We start from the raw sequence: 17,891 nt of genomic DNA, 5'->3' as shown, positions 1-17,891 counted from the left end.
CTGCTGCCCTGCCCGCCAACCGGAATCAACCGCGACCTTGAACCATCGCCGAACCGTTGGAGATGATCACCTCCACCCGACGATTGAGCTGCCGCGAGCTGGCGCTGGAGTTATCGGCCACCGGATACTCCCGGCCATAGCCGGCAGTGATCAGACGGCTTGGGTCGACACCCAGGCGTTGCAGTGCAAAGGCAACGCTGTCGGCGCGACGCTCGGAGAGGCGCTGGTTGGAAGCGTCATTACCCACGCTGTCGGTAAAGCCTTCGATGCGCACCTTGCGCTCCGGGTTGGCAGCCAGGAAGTCAGCAAGCTGACGCAGGTTGTTGTTCGCACCGTACTTGAGGTCAGACTTGCCGGTATCGAACAGTACATCGCCAAAGGTCACCACCTGACCGCGATCGGTATTCTTGGCGTTGAGCGCTTGCAACGCCTTGAGCTGCTGGGTGCGTACGTCCAGTTGAACCTGGGTGCGTTCCACAGCAATGTTGCTCAGGCCGGCTTCGGCCTGACGCCCGGCAATGGTCTGCTCGGCCAGGGCGATTTTCTGTTGGGCGATGTAGGCCAGCTGATCGATAGCCGGTGCCTTGCGGTCCTGGTTCGACAGCAGGTCGGCCTTGTTCAGCGCGTTGAAAGCGTCCTTGGTTTCAATGGCCGCCAGGGTGCTTGACGCCGGGTTGCTCTGCAGGGTCGAGAACTGCGAGCGGGCCTCAACCAGATTGGCATTTTCCGGGGTCGCGGCGCAGCCCACCAGGGTCAGGCCGAACATCGAAACCATGGGTACCAGCAAAGAAATTCGCATGGATGCGTCCTCAGTTAGTTTGAGTAGAAGTTGGGTTGATGCCGGAGTTCGGGGCATTGAGCATTTCGTTCTTCAGTACTTGAATGCCCTGCTTCGCCGCTTCCAGATCCTTTTGGGTTTTCACCGTCCGGGCCTTGCGCTCAGCCAGACTGGCATCGGCTTCGATCTGCTCGGCCAGGGCCTTGGCTTCTACGTATTTCTTTTCGCCAATGGCGCGTTGCATTTCGAACACTTTGTCCTGGGCGGTTTTCATTTCCAGCGGCGCATATTGAGTGGCACCGGCCGCCACCGCCCGATTGACCGCATCGGTGGACAAGGCGATTTGCTCATTGGGCATCGGCGCGCTGGAGCAGCCGCCCAACACGGTGGTCATGACGATAATCAGGCCCGCAAAGCCGGCCCGGCTGTAAAGGTGTTGATTTTTCATAAGGGACTCTCCAAGTTTTTCAGGTCAACTGTTTTTCGAACACTTGATGTGTGCACTTAACCGGCACACAGCGTTTCACCTACCAACATGGTTTATTGAATGGTTGTCACCTCGCGCATTAAAGACACTTGCAGTAACGGGAAATTGGCAAGTGCAGTCCTACGAAACTATTGGCACTTCGAACTGGCGTTGACGTAAGTGCATGGGGCTTATTCTGTCTGATGCCCCAAGGTAACAACCGAGGTAACGGCCTCAATCCTTGTAGGAAATTTCCCAAGGGGTGAGGCAAGCAAAAATGTTGGGTAAAAAAGAACCAGCGAATGCTGGTTAAAAGGGAGGAAACTCGGTGTGCGCCATTGCGTAGCAATGGCGCTTGCATGAATGGACACAGGCAAATGCCCTACGAACAATCCAACCTGCACGCTTAGTTGTAATTCATGGTAAAGGTTGCAGTGCTATTGGCTTGACCCGCGGTGACAGCAGCGGCTGTCTGATAATAGCGAGCAGACAAACCGATATTGTAAGAACCGCTACCCGCCACCGTCCCCACGGCAATGGGGATGCCCAACGTAACGGGGGTGCCGTTGTAAAGCAGCTGTAATCCCACACCCGTGGCAATCGAAGTGGCAGCCGTATCCAGCGCCAGCACTCCTACGACCCCGGAACCATGGGGAACACCATTCAACATTACTTGAACCCGGGTACCAGCGTCGCAATTGAGTGGGATATTGAAACTTCTTTCCGGTGTTGTAGTGCCTAAAGTGGTCAGATCCTTGGTTGATACGCTCCCCATCGGCACCACAATGGATGTATTGGTGACGGAGCATGCAACGGTGGATACCGAGGACGTACCAAAATTGAAGCTATATACGAAAGTCTGGCTAACGAGACTGGCTTGAATCTGCCCCGGCAAAGTAATTTTTCCGCTGCCGGTCACATCGGCAATCTTGACCAACTCGAACGTGGTAGCCCCCCAATTGTTGCCGCAGTACCAGATATACGCCGTCCCCCAGAAACAACCAGGTTGGCCGGTATTGGTTACATCCCTTGGAAACGGACCGATAAATGGAAGCGTATAACCCGTGCTGGGCGTTATGACGCGCATCGCGATTCCAGCCGTACCCGTAGTAAACAGTTGCTCTCCATTGAACATGACCGACGTAAGGCCTGATACCCCCCAACGGGCTACGAAAACAGTGCTTGGGGTTGGCCTGCTGCACTGTAGGAAACTCCCCCTGGAACTGAATCGGGTTGAGGTATAAGCGGCCAATGTCGTACCAATAGCCGCATCCCGCTGCACCACAAAATTACCGAACGTTACAGTCTCGCTGTCCGACGCCGAGCCCGATAGAAACGTACATGATGCCTGTGAAAAAACTGAATAGCTTCCAGTCAGGCACAGCACAGCAGTCAGATACTTTCTGTCCATATCGATTTAATTCTTCCATATTTTTTGTGGTCTTCCATTTGCCAAAGAGTGGCGAGTTTATCCCGCATCGACCTTCAGCCTTGTCACAGTAATACCGAACAGCACCGCAAACACTTATCAGCATTATTTATTATTAGTCACTCTCCACCTCAATGGACTTGCAGCCCAAAAAGGCCGGCAACTAGTGGTCTGCACGGCTAATTCGAGTACTCAAATTCGAGTGTCAGGGCTTGCCAAGCAAGGCGCCATGACGAGTCGTAGCCCCGCTACGGCGAGGAATGGCAACGCAGCGTGGCAAGTCCTGGCGCCGAAGTTGAGTAAACGAATTAGCTACCCAGGCACTAGCCCCTATGAACACTTTTTTAAACCTAGTTATACGTCATGGTAAAGGTTGCAGTGCTGTTCGCTTGCCCTGCGGTGACCGTCGCGGCCGTCTGGTAATAACGAGCAGTCAAGCCAACATTGTAAGTGCCGTTGCTGGTTGTCGCTCCCACGGAAGTCGCCGATCCCAAAGTAACAGCGGTGTTGTTGTAAAGCAGTTGTAACCCCAGACCGGTCGCAACGCTAGTAGAGCCCGACGAATCCAGAGCCAGCACACCGGCTATGCCGGAACTGTGACGGGTGCCGTCCAACGTCACGCTGACTTTAGTACCTGCGTTGCAATTGAGCGGAATCGTGACTGTTTTTGGGGACGCTGTAGCGCCTACACCAGTGAAGTCTTTTGTTGATACTTTATCCATAGCAATAGGGATGGATGTATTGGTTACGGTGCACCCGGGGCTGACAATGCTAGAACTCGTCAGATTGGCTGTATAAATCCAGTTCCAGCCACGTATGCTGGCTCTGACTAGTGTCCCAGCCGACATTTGTCCAGCACCAACACTGGGAGATATCTTAACCAGTTCAAACGTTACAGTTCCCCATGAGCCACCGCAGTAACCCCATGGAGTTCCAGAGGTAGTACAAAAATTACTAGTTATTATTCGATCAAATGCACCGCTGCCAAACTGACCAGTTGTTGAGCCTGCCCCTGGAGTGACGATACGAATCGCATAGCCGGCGACACCAGACTGATAAAGAACCTGGCCTCCATAGGAAACGGGTGTCAACCCTGGGGAGCGCCAATCCTGCTGGTTGAATGTTGTACACCCTGTAATAAAGAGATTGCGATTCATAAGTACTGTCGATGTTTTCGTAGCCACCACCGTACCAACGGGTGTGGAAAGTGGGGCTGTCACGGTGCCGAAGTTAATCAATTCTTGTGTATCAGCAGAATAACCGGCCACAAAAGTACAGTCGGCATAGGCCGAAACGCTGGCGGATGCCCCTCCTAATGCCAACACTGTCAACAGTGCTTTCTTGAGTATGTTCATGTCATTGTCACTCTAAAATAAATGGATGGCGTGCACTTACTTACAAGATGCCTCGAATGTACGCACCGTCGAAATCGCGTCCTTGGAAACCTTCGGCAATGTGAAGTCCACCTTGCATTGCTGGTCGGCGCGGTCGCCCCATTTGACCTGCAATTGCCCTGCATCCGGTACGCCACCGAGAAAGACCTCGCCATCCAGCCCCACGATGGCGCTGTTCGGCGTTGCCATGGTGTCTTCCACCACGGTGGCGGTGGCCCCGAACGGCACCGGTTTGCCCTGGTGCTTGAGGGTGATCATGGCCCGGCTACCGGAACGGGTCTGGAAGTTGGCCAGTACCACCGCGCCCTTGGTCGGGATGACGGTCTTGGTGGTGCTTTCGATGTCGACATCGTCGGCCAAGGTTTCACCGTCCAACGTGACGCGGTTCTGACGGTAGGTACTCACGTACGGCACCACCGCGTAACCGCGCCAGTCGGTCTTGACCCCGGTATTGTTTTGCACCTTCACGCCCGAAGCGCCCGGTGCCCGCACCAGCGCCAGGGTTTCACCCTGTTGCTGAGAGAACGTCACGCCATAAGGGTGAGCGACAACGCCGCCCTGCAACCCGTAGTTCACCTGCTGGGAATTGCGGTCGTAGTTGTAGCCGGCCATCGCCTCGCCGTAAGTGCCCTTATAGTTGGCGCTGGCACCGCCGCTGCCGCCGACTCCCTGGTTGGCATAGCTCTGCTGCACGTTGTAGTTCAGGTTGTTATCCGCCAGCGCGGTGCCGCTCAAGCCCACATCCTGGGTGGTGTTGCCCCGTTTGCTGGTGCTGAGGTTGTAGCGCGCCCAACTGTTGGGCAGCACTTTCTCCAGAGGCACCTGCACGCTCACGGACAGTTGCTGGTCCTTGCTGTTGCGGCCTTCATAGGTCGGGGCCTGGGTATAGGTGTAATCCACGCCATAGGTCACGCCTTTATAACCGGCGGTATAACCGGCACTCACACTGCGCTCGTAACCCTTCTGGCGCCAGAAGTCCTGCTGATAACCGTTGACGTAGAAGTTGCCGTACTCGCCCAGGGACTGGCTGACGTTGATCTGTGCCTTGCTGCGCTTGTTATACAGCCCACGCCAGTTGTTGAAGTTGCCCGGATCGATCTCATTGGCTTCCTGGAAGTCGTAGTAGCCGCTGGTGGAATAGCGATAGCCCGCCAGGGTGAACGCGGTGCCGGTGGCAGCGATGTCCTTGGCGTACTGGAAGCGATAGGACTGGCCGCTATGCTTGGAACCGTCGCGCAGTTCGGTCTTGGCCTGGGTCACGTCGGTGGAAATCGAACCCCAATCGCCAAAGCCATGGCCGACACCCAGGCTGCTTGCCGCATATTTATCGGAGCCCAACAGGCCGCCATACAACGTGGTGTCGTGGGGCATGCCGTAGATCAGCGTGCCCTGGGCGAATGTCGGATTGCTGCTTTCGCTGGCATTGGAACGGTATTCACCGGCGGTCGCCGAGTATTTCAGCCGCCCCTCACGCAACATCACCGGCACGGCGGAGAACGGTTGCAGAGAACGACGCTCAGTGCCGTCGGCCTCTTTGATCGTGACTTCCATATCACCGCTCGACGAGGTCGGATACAGGTCGGTAATGGCGAAGGCACCAGGCGCCACATAGGTCTGGTAGATGATGTAACCGTTCTGCCGCACGGTGACCTGGGCATTGCTCTGGGCAATACCACGCACCACTGGCGCAAAGCCTTTCAGGCTGTCGGGGAACATGTTGTCGTCCGACGCCAGTTGCGCACCGCGATATTGCACGCTGTTGAACACATCGCTCGGGGTGGAACTGTCACCCAGGGTCAATTGACCCTTCAGCGACTGGACGTCCCGTTGCGCGTAGGTGTTGACGTTGTCCCAGTTGCTTTGGCCATTGCTCTGGTTGAAAGCGGAATAGTTGCGCAAGCGCCATTCGCCCAGGTTCACGCCGCTGCGCAAGTTCAGGTAATAGTTGTCGTCCGTGCCCGAGCGACCATCCCGCGAGGTATTGGCGCCGCTGAAGTTGTAGTTCAACAGCCCGGCGGTGATCCCCTGGTCCCAGGTGGCAGGGTCGACGTAGCCACGGGCCTCGCTGGTGAGCGCCGCTTGCGGAATACTGATGTCCAGCCGCTGCCGGCTGAAGTCGAAGCGGCTGCTGGCGTCGGGAATATAGTCCTGCAGGCGGGTAATGATTTGCGTGGCCGGCAGTTTCTGCAGATTCGGCAGCGCTTCAAGCTTGACGCCCATCTCTTGCAATTGCTGCGGGGTCACTTCGGGTTGCAACTTACCTTCGACGTCGACAAAGGTCACGTCACGTTGGGTGACCCGGTTGTCGTTCACGTAGATATCCACCCGATACGTACCGGGAAGTTGCCCGCCCTGGCTGGAAAAATGCTGGAGATCAACGGAGCCTTGGCCGGTGGTGTCAATTTCCAGCGCATGGGGGTTGAAATAATCCTCGGCCATTACCACGACCGGTTGCAAACTGAACCCCACCATACAATGGGCCGTGATCAACATTGCCAGACGGGAGGGAGTAAAAATAGAAGAGCGCGTATTGTATTCACACTGTCGCGCCTGGCCCTGACATTCCACTCTCATATAAAAATTCTCCACCCAACTAACGTATAAATGCAAGCCACCCCCACACCCGGCAGGCAGTCGATCCGGCAATTGAAATTTGAACTAGATAGATACTTGATGCGTTGCAGCCATATCATCAGAGCGGTGCATTAGCCGCTGGGGAAATGCCACCGTAATCATTGATCGCCGTCCAACTGACAGCACCGCCCGCACCGGCAGGCAAGGTCCAGGTCAATGAACTTTTTGGCGCGACCATACCGGCGTCGCTGATTTCCTTATCACCCACACTCACGTTATAAAAAGAAACGTAGTAAGGCGTAGGATTGTTGACCACCAACTGACCACCGCTGCGGGTGAACTTCAACGACTTGTATGCTTCACCCGCGTCACCCGGCAAACCGGCCGGACGATAAAACAGCTTGATGCGGGTCTTTACAGAAATCTGCAGTTCATTGGCATCAGTCTTCTCTGAGGCGGGGATCGACTTGACGTTGACCCAGAAAACTGATTCCTGGTTATCCGGAAACTGGCCGCCGGTACGGATGATGCGCAGCATGTTTTCCTGCCCCGCGTCGAGACGGAACAACGGCGGCGTCATGATGAACGGCGCCTTTTTAGTGCCGTCCTCGACCCAGGACTGAATCAGGTAAGGGGTTTTCTTTTCCGGATTGCTCACGGAAATCGACGCTTCTTTTTTCGAACCGTCATACACAACGCGTGTTCCACCGACCACCACGCCGGCCCAAGAGGTATTAACGACCCCTACAAGACAAGTGGCGATACAAACGGATTTTAGCCAATGCATTGATAAATTCTCCTTGAATAGCGTTGCAGTCATTCACAGGGATACAACTTTGAATAGCCAGAGCAGGCCGGGCATTAACTATTGATGCCCGGCCCTTTTGCTTAGTTGTAGCTGACGGTGAAGTCACTTACAGCGTTCGCGGTACCGGCGGCCACGGTGCCGGTAGCCATGTATTTGGCGACGAATTGGAAGGTGGTGTCGGCGCTGGCCGAAAGGGGTTTGCTTGCCGAGGGGCTGCCCACCGCAATCTGAGTGGTTGCATCGCTTTCATACAAGCCGACACCCACACCAGTAGCCACACCGGTACCGGCTGTCAGTGCCAACAGGTTTTTGTTAGTTGCATCGGTCGGTCCATCGAACTTCACGGTGGCGCTGGTAACTGCGACCGGGCAAGAACTCAATACGATGCTGAACTTGGTCGGAGAAGCGACACTACCTACAGTTGCCAGAGCCGATGTATTGACGGTACCCAAGGCGACCGACTGGGTGGCGGTGGCTGGAGTAATGGTGCAGGCCGCAGAAGTTACAGTACCGGTAAAGTTTATTTTACCGTCGGCGGCATTAGCCAGGCCAGCAACACCGGCACCAGCCAGCAGGGTTACAGCGATCAGAGTCTTTTTCATTTCGGTATTCCTTGAAGTTAAGAAACGAGCGCTTGTAACAGCGCCTGAACTCTCGTTTGTTCTGTAGGAGAGCTGTGTGAATATTCGCAGGTCTAGCCTTGCCTCTATAGGTCGGGTTTCCGTAGCACTTGTAGGAAATTTCCCAAGGAAATCTGAGCATCACTTTTTCTGTGGCGAGGGGATTTATCCCCGCTGGGTCGCGAAGCGGCCCCCATTCAAATCGCCCGATACACCGGGAGTTCAGTAGTTGGGACTGCTGCGCAGTCCAGCGGGGATGAATCCCCTCGCCACAGGGTTTTGCGCTGGACTGGAGTTAACCGATACCTGTCTTGAATCGCAGATAAAAAAAACCCAACTGACGTTGGGCAAAGGGGAAGCCTGTTACTCGTTCAATAGCCATTCACCAGAAAAGACAGAAGCCCATCGGCTTTTACTGCGCTGACTTCAATCTGCATCGTAAGGACCCTGCCCTTGACGGGGCGTCCGCTGACGATGGGGATGATCAGATCGCCCGGTACCGCCATGACCGAGGAAGCATAAGCGCCCCGCGGCGCCTTGGATGAGCGTGGTTGGGCCAGATCGACGTAGCGGCCATCGAGTTGGGTGTGGCTCAGGCGCACATTCAGGGGACCGGTCTGGGCGAATAACCCGGCGTCCCCCAGCTCGCCTTCTATCGACACGACCAATTGCGATGACCGTGGACAGGTGGCTTCCAGGGTGATGATCCGGGTGTCCTTTGTTTTCGACTTGAGTGTGATCAGGTAGCCAACATTGCGGTTGGATTCCGTTAGCGTTACATCGCATTCCTGTGCAAATACCTGCTCCGTGCTGGCGGCCATGATGGCTAGAAACGATAAGGTGAACTTGTTTAAAGCACGCAATCAATAACACCCCGTTAATGGAAGTAGGCGAAAGAGAGTTCTTTCATCTGAACTTCAGGATAAGGTTGGGGTGGATTTGGACGTAGGCGCTTCGGCCCAAGATAATGTAGGAATTTTCCTGCGACTAGTTGTGGTGAACACAAGTATCGTGAACACCCTGGGACACTGTGGGAGCGAGCCTGCTCGCGATGGCGGCGGTACATTCAGCATTGAGGCAAGCTGACCCACCGCTATCGCGAGCAGGCTCGCTCCCACAGGGGGAGTTGTGGTGAATACAAATACCGAGGGCACCCCGGGAAACTGTGGGAGCGAGCTTGCTCGCGATGGCGGCAGAGCATTCAGCATTGATGCAAGCTGATCCACCGCTATCGCGAGCAGGCTCGCTCCCACAGGGTTTTGTGGTGACTGGTCTTAGGCCTTGCGGCTGTAGATGTTCAGGGCATCGGCCAATGCCGACATTTCGAGTTGCAAGCTAGCGCCGACCTCTTCGAGCAGATGCAGATCCCTCGCCTCACAAACAGCCTCCATCTGTTCGCAAGCGGCAATCAGTCGCCAGGCCTTGACGATGCGGGCGCCGCCCTTGATCTTGTGCGCCAGGTTCGACAGTGCCGGCAGGTCCTGCTCCAGCAGCATGCCCGACAGGCTTTCGAAGTCTTCCTGGTTGCTCACCGCCAGGTCATTCACCAGGGCTTGCATGGCGACCTCATCACCGCGCACCAGTTGTTCAAGGCTGACGAGGTCGATACTGCCGCTCGGTTCGGGCTCGGGCGGGTCCATGAAGGCGTCCACCGCCTCGGTTTCCACCTGGTCCAGGCGCTTGCCCAGCTCTTTCAAGCTGATGGGTTTGAACAGGCAGTCGTCCATGCCCGCATCCAGGCAGCGGTCTTTTTCGTCAGGCTGGGCGTTGGCGGTAAAGCCGATGATCAGGCAACGGGAGGTGCCCCGTTGCGCCTCTTCGTCACGGATGGCGCGGGCAAGGGCGTAACCATTCATGATCGGCATGTTGCAGTCGGTAATCACCACATCGAAATGCTTGCTGCGCCAGGCCCGCAGCCCATGGGCGCCGTCCTGGGCTTCGACCACCTTGTGGCCGAGGTAACCCAGTTGCTTGGACAGCAGCAGCCGATTGGCCGGGTAGTCATCGACCACCAGGATCGCCAGCGTGTGTTGCGAGGAGGACTCTTCAATAACAGACGCCAGCTCCGCCGGAACCGGCTCCAGCACCGGCAACTGCAACTGCACCTCGATCTGCGTGCCCTGCCCCAGCACACTGTGCAAGTGCAACTGCCCGCCCATCATTTCGCACAAGGTCCGGCTGATCATCAGCCCCAACCCCGAACCGCTGCGGGCCGATTGGTTGTTGTTACTGGCCTGGCTGAAGGGGCTGAACAGTTGCTGTTGGTCTGCTTCGGAGATCCCGGTGCCCGTGTCTTCCACCCGCAACCGGATGGACAATTGCTCGGCGGTGCTGGACGGCAAGACCTCGACCATCAGCCGGACCTCACCCTCGGCGGTGAACTTGATCGCATTGCTCAGCAAGTTGGAAATGATCTGCTTGAACCGCAACGGATCGATCAACACGTCGCAATCGACCTTGGCGTCCAGCGCCAGCACCAGCGCCAGATGTTTCTGTTGGGCCAACCCATCGAAAATGTTGCCCAGGGATTTGAGCATGTCTGCCAGGTTCGCCCGCTCCGGGGTCAGCGACAACTTGCCCGACTCGATCCGCGCGATGTCGAGGATGTCACCAATCAGGTCCAGCAGGCCATGGGCGGCCCCGGACGCCACCTCAATGGCGAAACGATCGAGCACGCCTTGATCGGCTTTTTTCAGGGTCAGTTCCAGCATGCCGATGACGGCGTTCATCGGTGTGCGGATCTCATGGCTCATGGTCGCCAGGAAGGTCGTCTTGGCCCGGTTGGCTTCCTGCACCATGCCAAGCAACTGCTGGCGCTCGCTGACGTCGATCCAGCCGGCGATCATGCCGATGATCGCATCGTCGCTGTCGCGGTACGGCAGCATCCAGTGGTAGATGGTCAGCACGCGCCCATCCGTCAGGGTCAGCTCACGGTCTTCGGTACGGGCGACGCCTTCGGCCATGACCTGAAGGTATTCGGTGTGGTAGTTCGTGGCCTCGGCCGGATCGGCAAACATGCTGTCGGCGGCCCATTTGCCCAGAGCCTCGTCGAGGGCCAGCCCGACCGCCTCCAGATAGCCGTTGTTGCAGATCAGGATGCGACCTTCACCGTCCAGGACGTAGATGGGATGAGGCGTTCCATCGATCAAGACACGCATGAACTCCAGCTGATTGCCAAGGGCTCGCTCCGCCGCTTTCCGGCGACGGATCTGTCTTGCCAGGTAGGCGATCCAGAAGAAGGCCAGCAACAACAACCCGCCGGCAATCATGAAGCCCTGGATGATCGCCTCGCGGTTACGCAACCAGTAGCTGTCGTTGACCACCACATCGTTGCGCCAGCGGTTGCTGATCTCGGCCATTTCCTCGGGCGTGATGCTCAGCAAGGCCTTATCCAGGATCGAGTACAACTCCAGGGCACCTCGATTGGTGGCGAACGCGACCCGGGCGGGCTCGGAGCCGACGGTGCTGGTCATCTGCAAACGGCCCTGATAGCGCTGCGCAATGGTATAGCGGGCGCTGATCAGGGTATTGATCGCCGCATCGGCTTCACCCTTGACTACCATGCCCATGGCCTGGTCGTTGTTCTGGGTGTAAACGAGTTGGACGTTCGGAAAGTTGTTCTGGAAGTAGTCCTGGGACATGACTCCCTGCGTCAGCGCAACCCGCTTGCCGGCCATATCCTCCAGGGTCTGCGAGCTATCGGCGCCTGTCCGGTTGACCAGGATGAAAGGCGTCGTCAGATAGGGCCGGCTGAACCGGACCTTGCTTTCCCGCTCGCTGCTGGGGGTCATGCCGGCGATAAGGTCCGCCCTGCCGGCCTCGACGTCATCCACTTGCCTGACCATCGAATTGCTGCGCACGACATCGAACTGCAAACCGGTGCGCGCAGTGATTTTTGCCAGCACATCGGCACTGGCGCCGCGAAACCGGCCGATCTCGTCGAAGAATGAAAGCGGCAGGAAGTTCTCCATCACCGAGACCTTGATCCGGGGGTGCTGTTCGAGCCAGCGTTGCTCCCGGGCATTCAGGTGCAGGCGGTGCTGCGCCTGGATGTTCATTTCGGCCGCGCCCCAGCGGCGCAGGATGCTCATGCGTTCGCCCAGGGGGATCGCGCTCAGCGTACTGTTGATGATGCGCAGCAGGCGCTCGTTGTGCACGGGTAAGGCAAAGGCAAAGCGACCGCCCTCCATCGCGGAAAAATCCGTCAACTGTATGTTGTTCAGATAATTCATTTCGATCAGGTAGTTGGCGCTGATGACATCGCCCAGATAGACATCCGCCTGACCGAACGCCACGGCGCTGATGGCGCTCAACGTCGACGGATAGAGCACCAGGTGCGCCCCGGGATAGAACGCGTGGACATCCTGCGAAGGCAAGTAGTGATACAACATGGCGATTCGTTTGTCCGCCAGGTCCGCTGTCAGTGCCTTCTTGTCATCACCACGGGTGACCAGCATGGGCTGGTCTTCGGCATAGGCGTTGGACATCGCTACGCCCGAGTCCTTTGCCTCGAAGGAATTGGCGGTGCCGAGCAGGTCGATCTCGCCTTTTTTCAACGCCTCGATGAGTTCCGACCGCGAATCGTAGCGACGGATGTGCACCTGGACATGCAGCAACTGCGCAATCAGGCCGACGTAATCGGCGGTGAGCCCTTCGTAGTCATGGCCGTTGGTGGTCAGGTCGAACGGCGGGTAATCCGGCGCGGAGATCCCCAGGGTCAAGGCGCCCTTGTGCCGCAGCCAGCCCCAGTCCGACTCATCGAGCTCGACTTCATAGTCATCGACAGTTGAACGTCCGAACAGCTGGAAGGCTTCGGCTTGCGGCTCGAACTTCGCCGCCGCGTGCACCCAGCCGCAAACAGACCACAGGGCCAGCAGCAATGCCAGGCAAAATCGACGATAAAGGCCCATCAAATCAGGCTGTTACGCTTGGCCATATCCGACAGGTGCACCAGCGATTTCAAGTTGAGCTTCTCGATCAGGCGCGCCTTGTAGGTACTGATGGTTTTGTTGCTCAACAGCATTTCTTCGCCGATCTGCTTGTTCGACAAGCCTCTGGCAAGCTGCTGCAGGATCGACAGTTCACGGTCGGAAAGCTTCTGGATCAGCGCCTGCTCCGTCGCCTGGACATCGTCGCGGCACACCGAGGTCACCGTCAGGTCGGGAAAGAAGGTGTAGCCGGACTTGATGGCGTTGATCGCCTTGACCAGTTCTTCCAGGTCATCGGCCTTGGACACATAGCCCGACGCCCCGGCCCGCATGCAGCGCATGGAGAAGAACACCGGCAACAACGATGTCAGGACCAGGGTCTTGACCGGCAGCTTCAGGCTCGCAATCCGGCCCAGGGCGTCCAGTCCGTCGACACCCGGCATGGCGATGTCCATCAGGACCAGATCCGGCACATGCTCGCGGATCAACTGCACCGCTTCGGCGCCGTTGCCTGCTTCGGCGACGATTTCATATTGTTCCTGCTTCAGAATGGCTCTCACCGCGGAACGAATGAACGGGTGATCGTCTACTACTATGGCCTTCAGCATATGAACCCCTGAAAAATCAATAACCTGACAATATCGAGCGAAGCTAAAAACCGTTTTTCAGGCAGATAGTCAGACAAGATAAACGCATGCCTTATCGGCGTGAATAGCTGTCAGATAATTTTCTGTATGTCGTGCGCCAGCCCTCATATCCTTATCAAAAAAGACTCTGTCCGTAGATCAACTCGAAAGAAATCAGGTTTGGCTTCTGCGAAAAGCAATGGCCGGGCTTTGTAGCCAGAGCAACAGTTCGTGGGAGGACATGGGTTTTGCGTAATAAAACCCTTGCCCCAACACACAGCCCATTTCAATCAGCGTGCGGCATTGTTTTTCCTCGCTGACGCCTTCGATGACCAGTGCCATGTCCAATGAGCGCGCCAGGGCGATGGTGCTCAGGATGACGGCCCTGCTTCGCGGCTCATCGAGGCTCTGGACGAATTCGCCGTCCAGCTTGATTTCGGTGAATGGCAGTTGGCAAAGCAGCTTGAGTGAGGAAAACCCGACGCCAAAATCGTCGATTGAAAGCCCACAGCCCATCATTCGCAGCCGTAGCAGGTTCTCCTGGACGTCCGGAGGCATTTCCAGAAGGCCGTTTTCGGCCAACTCGAAGGTCAGTTTTGTTCCGCACAGGTTATGGAAGCGCAAGACCTGACGAATGTGGTCAATCAGTGCCGCGCCCTTCAGTTGTGACGCATGCAGATTGAAGGACAACTCCAGCGGCTGCTTCTCCCGGTCCAGCACGCCCAGCAGACCGAGGCCTTTCTTCAACAACTGCTTGAACATCTCATCGATCAGGTCGTAAGCCAGCACTGCCGCGAGGAAATCCTTGGGCAGAAGCAGGCCATGGACCGGATGCTGCCAGCGCGCCAGGACCTCGACACCGGCCACCTCACCGTCGGCCAGCCTGAACTTTGGCTGGAAGAACGCACAAAACTCCCCCAGGGCCAGCCCACGGCGAATGTCACTTTCAGTGGGCAAGGTGACAGGGATCGGGACACGAGGACTCAGCGCCCGTTCACGCCGGTAGCGCAGCAGCATTTTCTGTAGGGGTTTGACCTGTATCGGCGTGCTCAGGATCCCGAGCAACTTGAGGCCGGTAAACGACGCCATCTGCTCGATGGCCCGGCGCAATTGCGGTTGGAATTCGCAATAGAGGATGACCGCCTGAATCAGGGAAAGCCGACTTGCGCAGTTAAGAAAATCAAGGCAATCCATGCCTTGACCGCTCAAATCACAGAGGGCGACGTCCACCCCCCCCTGTTTCTGGAGCGAAACCAGTGCCTGCCCACCGCTGCTGGCGGGCAAAATGTCTGAAACACCCGAACGCTGCAATGCATGGATGACCATATCGCGCTGTAAAGAATGCTTGTCTAGAACGAGAACACGCAGAGAGGTCATCTGTCGCCTGCCAATGCCTTGGGCTGATGCGACGATTTTTACAGAGAGGGAGGGAGCATCAGAATGACTGCGCTCCCAAGGGCTTGTAGGAAAATTCCCAAGACATACGCTACGGCAGCGCGGCCTAAGGCGAGGTCAGTGTCACCAGGTAGGCACCACGGGTGATGGGTTTGCCTGCGCTGTCCTCCAGGACGTAGTCCTGATTGAAATAGCGCCCGCCCTTGCCACTGTCCGCGACCAGCCGGACGTTTACCGGGGAGTTGTCCAGGCTGCTGACGGTGCCCACGGGACGTACGCTCATGACGTTTCCTCGCGCCAGGCTGGGACACGCCTTCAGGCTGAGAGTCGCCGATTGGCCGCCGACACTGCAGGGAGGCTCAACGATATTGCCGACAAAGTGAATGACGCCATGTGACGGCGGTGGTGGAGCTGCGAGACAGGTCCCAGCCATACTGAAGAAAAGCAAAGTGCCTACAGAACTAAGTCGGGTATTCATTCGAAACGCTCCTTCTTGTTGTAAGAACTGTATCGACAGTATAAATCTGAACTTGAGTCTCCAAGATTTGTCTGATAGCCGGTTTTCTCAGCCCGCTTCCGCCAGGTCCAACATCGCAGCAAACTGACCCACCGCTTTCGCGAGCAAGCTCGCTCCCACAGGGGATCTGGGTGGGCATGACTTCTGCGGACGACGCGGAAAAACTGTGGGAGCGAGCCTGCTCGCGATGGCGGCATTACATCCAACATCAATGCAAGCTGACCCACCGCTTTCGCGGGCAAGCTCGCTCCCACAGGGGGGCTGGGGTGGGTATGATTTCTGCGGGCGACGCGGAAAAACTGTGTGCGAGCCTGCTCGCGATGGCAGCGGCAGATTCAGCATGGGTGCAAGCTGTCGCCATTTTTCACCCAAAACAGGTTGTCAGGCCCTATCCAGAGGGCTATGATGCCGCCCGTTTAAATCTTGGAGTGCTTACCGTGGACAGTTTCAGTAGTCGATTCCATTCGACTAACCACAGGTAAGGTAATCGCGGGTTCTTCTCTCGCTACTGCCTTGCCGATCTGGCGGGTAGTGGTATCAAACGACCGGGCTCCGGTCGCCTTTTGCTTCTTCCCATATGCATCTGATTTGTTGCCATGAATGTTGGCAGCGACTTCGCGGCTGCGCGCCTGTATGCGCCGTCGAAGGATGACGCACGAACCTGTTTATTGTTTCGCGCCTGATTCCGCCCTGTTGCCAGGAGCACCTCGGCTGGAACTCAGTCGCGCCTCGGACGCCTGCGCCCGTGGCATTTCATCAACCTACCGGAGACCGTCATGGACCCTGACCCTAGTAGATCTTGTCGCTTGAATATCAATTTTTTCACCCCGTTATTGGCCTTCAACCGCCGAGGCTTGCCCATGATCTGAAAGATCGGGCATGCCCACGGTCATCAAAAGGCCGGAAAGGAGCATCCCCATGAACCGCGAAGACCTCCTGTTTTCTGTTCGTACCCTGTCCCACTCGCTCGATGCAGCGGGCTTCATCAACCTTGCCAAATACATCCACCCTTCCGATCTGGTCGAGGCTCTTGATGTCTTGAACACGAAGGACACGGCCTCTCTGCTACTCACCCTCGCCCCGCTCGCGCGCGCCGAGCTGTTCGCCCATTTTCCCGGGAAACGCCAGGACGCCTTGCTGCGCGCAATGCCGCGCGAGGCCGTGGTCATGCTGTTCGAGCACATGCCTTCGGACGACCGTGCCGATCTCTATAACCGTCTGGGCGAGGAAGCCAAGCAGAAGCTCTTGCCTGCACTGGCCAAGGTCGAGCGCGATGACATCCTGAACCTGGCAGCCTATCCGGAAGGAACCGCCGGCTCGGCAACGACTTCGGATTACGTTCATGTTTCACCGGACATGACGGTGGCCGAGGCGCTGGCCCATGTCCGTGCCACGGCCCCTGACAAGGAAACCATCTATAGCATCTATGTGCTCGATCAGGATCATCGGCTCAACGGCACCGTATCGTTGCGCGACCTGGTACTGGCTGACGCGTCCACAAGCATCGGCGCGATCATGCGCCGCGACCCAGTGTTCGCTCGTGCCCAGTGGCCACGTGAGCAAGCCGCCGAACTGATTCGCCATTACGACCTGCTCGCGTTGCCGGTAACCAATGGCGGCGAGCGGATGATAGGTATCGTCACGGTCGATGACGCCATGGATATCGAAAAGCAACAGGACGCTACCCAGCTCGCCCGCTTCGGCGGTACGGCCAACCTGGGCGGCCCCGATCTGGACGTCATAGCCTCGTCGTTCAAGCAGATGTTCACAGTGCGCGTGTTCTGGCTGGTGATACTCACTATCTTCGGCATCCTGACCAGTACTTTCGTCGCTGCGCAGGAAGAAATCCTGACACAGGTCATCGTACTGGCGGCCTTCATTGCACCGATCGTGGACATGGGCGGCAACACCGGCAGCCAGTCAGCCACCCTGGTGATTCGTGCGATGGCGCTGGGAGAACTCAAGCTCAAATGGTCCGATGTGGGGTTCATCATCAAGCGTGAGCTGCCAGTGGCGGCAGCGCTGGGCGTGGTGGTCGCGGTGGTGGAAGTCGTTCTGGCCTACTTCGCCAAGGGCGTCGGTTTCGATGTGCTGATGGTGGTTGGCTTGAGCATGCTGGTCTGTACAGTGCTCGGCGGCATCATTGGCGCGCTCCTGCCGTTCCTTGCGCGCCGCATCGGCACCGATCCGGCCACGCTGTCCTCACCGTTGATCACCTCGATCATGGACCTGCTGGGCGTATTCATCTACTTCGGCTTCGCCTATGCCTTCCTGGGTGACCTGCTGACGCAAACATCGGTCTGATTCAGCAATTCTGTAATGAAGCCCAGCCATGCTGGGCCTCATTATTGAGGGG

Annotated in this window: 13 protein-coding genes; 1 reads left to right on the top strand and 12 read right to left on the bottom strand. The window is 57.1% G+C overall.

Features of this window, described 5'->3' with window-relative positions; genetic code table 11:
* Window positions 1-25 precede the first annotated feature (25 nt).
* From LOY67_RS12795 to LOY67_RS12740, 12 genes are all read right to left on the bottom strand, one after another.
* On the bottom strand, window positions 26-799 hold the full coding sequence (locus tag LOY67_RS12795; RefSeq protein ID WP_265067515.1) for an OmpA family protein: 774 nt from the start codon (window positions 797-799) through the stop codon (window positions 26-28).
* Window positions 800-809: 10 nt separating this feature from the next.
* A complete protein-coding gene (locus tag LOY67_RS12790; protein ID WP_265067514.1) occupies window positions 810-1,226 on the bottom strand; it encodes a DUF4398 domain-containing protein in 417 nt (138 codons plus the stop codon).
* A gap of 424 nt (window positions 1,227-1,650) precedes the next feature.
* Window positions 1,651-2,331, bottom strand: coding sequence for a fimbrial protein (locus LOY67_RS12785; protein ID WP_265067513.1), 681 nt, complete (start codon window positions 2,329-2,331; stop codon window positions 1,651-1,653).
* Window positions 2,332-3,023: 692 nt separating this feature from the next.
* The gene (locus LOY67_RS12780) at window positions 3,024-4,028 is read right to left on the bottom strand and encodes a fimbrial protein (protein WP_265067512.1); all 1,005 of its coding nucleotides are present in this window, start codon (window positions 4,026-4,028) and stop codon (window positions 3,024-3,026) included.
* A gap of 36 nt (window positions 4,029-4,064) precedes the next feature.
* Window positions 4,065-6,539: a fimbria/pilus outer membrane usher protein gene (locus LOY67_RS12775; protein WP_265067511.1), complete on the bottom strand. Its 2,475-nt coding sequence runs from the start codon at window positions 6,537-6,539 to the stop codon at window positions 4,065-4,067.
* A gap of 220 nt (window positions 6,540-6,759) precedes the next feature.
* Entirely contained in the window at window positions 6,760-7,428 is a 669-nt protein-coding gene (locus LOY67_RS12770) for a molecular chaperone (protein WP_265067510.1), read from the bottom strand.
* A 101-nt stretch (window positions 7,429-7,529) separates the two neighbouring features.
* Window positions 7,530-8,051: a fimbrial protein gene (locus tag LOY67_RS12765; RefSeq protein ID WP_265067509.1), complete on the bottom strand. Its 522-nt coding sequence runs from the start codon at window positions 8,049-8,051 to the stop codon at window positions 7,530-7,532.
* Between the two features lie 389 nt (window positions 8,052-8,440).
* Window positions 8,441-8,932 carry a hypothetical protein gene (locus tag LOY67_RS12760; protein WP_265067508.1) on the bottom strand — a complete coding sequence of 164 codons (492 nt, stop codon included), beginning with the start codon at window positions 8,930-8,932 and terminating at the stop codon, window positions 8,441-8,443.
* A gap of 411 nt (window positions 8,933-9,343) precedes the next feature.
* Complete coding sequence (locus LOY67_RS12755; protein ID WP_265067507.1) at window positions 9,344-12,979, bottom strand: transporter substrate-binding domain-containing protein; 3,636 nt, start codon at window positions 12,977-12,979, stop codon at window positions 9,344-9,346.
* Window positions 12,979-13,605 carry a response regulator transcription factor gene (locus tag LOY67_RS12750; RefSeq protein ID WP_265067506.1) on the bottom strand — a complete coding sequence of 209 codons (627 nt, stop codon included), beginning with the start codon at window positions 13,603-13,605 and terminating at the stop codon, window positions 12,979-12,981. The genes LOY67_RS12755 and LOY67_RS12750 overlap by 1 nt, the downstream gene beginning before the upstream one ends.
* A 192-nt stretch (window positions 13,606-13,797) precedes the next feature.
* Complete coding sequence (locus LOY67_RS12745) at window positions 13,798-14,817, bottom strand: EAL domain-containing protein (protein WP_265067505.1); 1,020 nt, start codon at window positions 14,815-14,817, stop codon at window positions 13,798-13,800.
* 307 nt (window positions 14,818-15,124) lie between these two features.
* Window positions 15,125-15,301, bottom strand: a complete 177-nt coding sequence (locus tag LOY67_RS12740) for a hypothetical protein (RefSeq protein WP_265067504.1) — start codon at window positions 15,299-15,301, stop codon at window positions 15,125-15,127.
* A 1,152-nt stretch (window positions 15,302-16,453) separates the two neighbouring features.
* Here LOY67_RS12740 and mgtE point away from each other — a divergent pair.
* Complete coding sequence (mgtE, locus tag LOY67_RS12735; RefSeq protein ID WP_265067503.1) at window positions 16,454-17,839, top strand: magnesium transporter; 1,386 nt, start codon at window positions 16,454-16,456, stop codon at window positions 17,837-17,839.
* Window positions 17,840-17,891 lie beyond the last annotated feature (52 nt).

The sequence above is a fragment of the Pseudomonas sp. B21-056 genome (assembly GCF_026016325.1).
Classification (GTDB): domain Bacteria; phylum Pseudomonadota; class Gammaproteobacteria; order Pseudomonadales; family Pseudomonadaceae; genus Aquipseudomonas.
The sequence above is the reverse complement of the archived record's forward strand: the minus strand, read 5'-3'. Positions and strand labels throughout refer to the sequence as shown.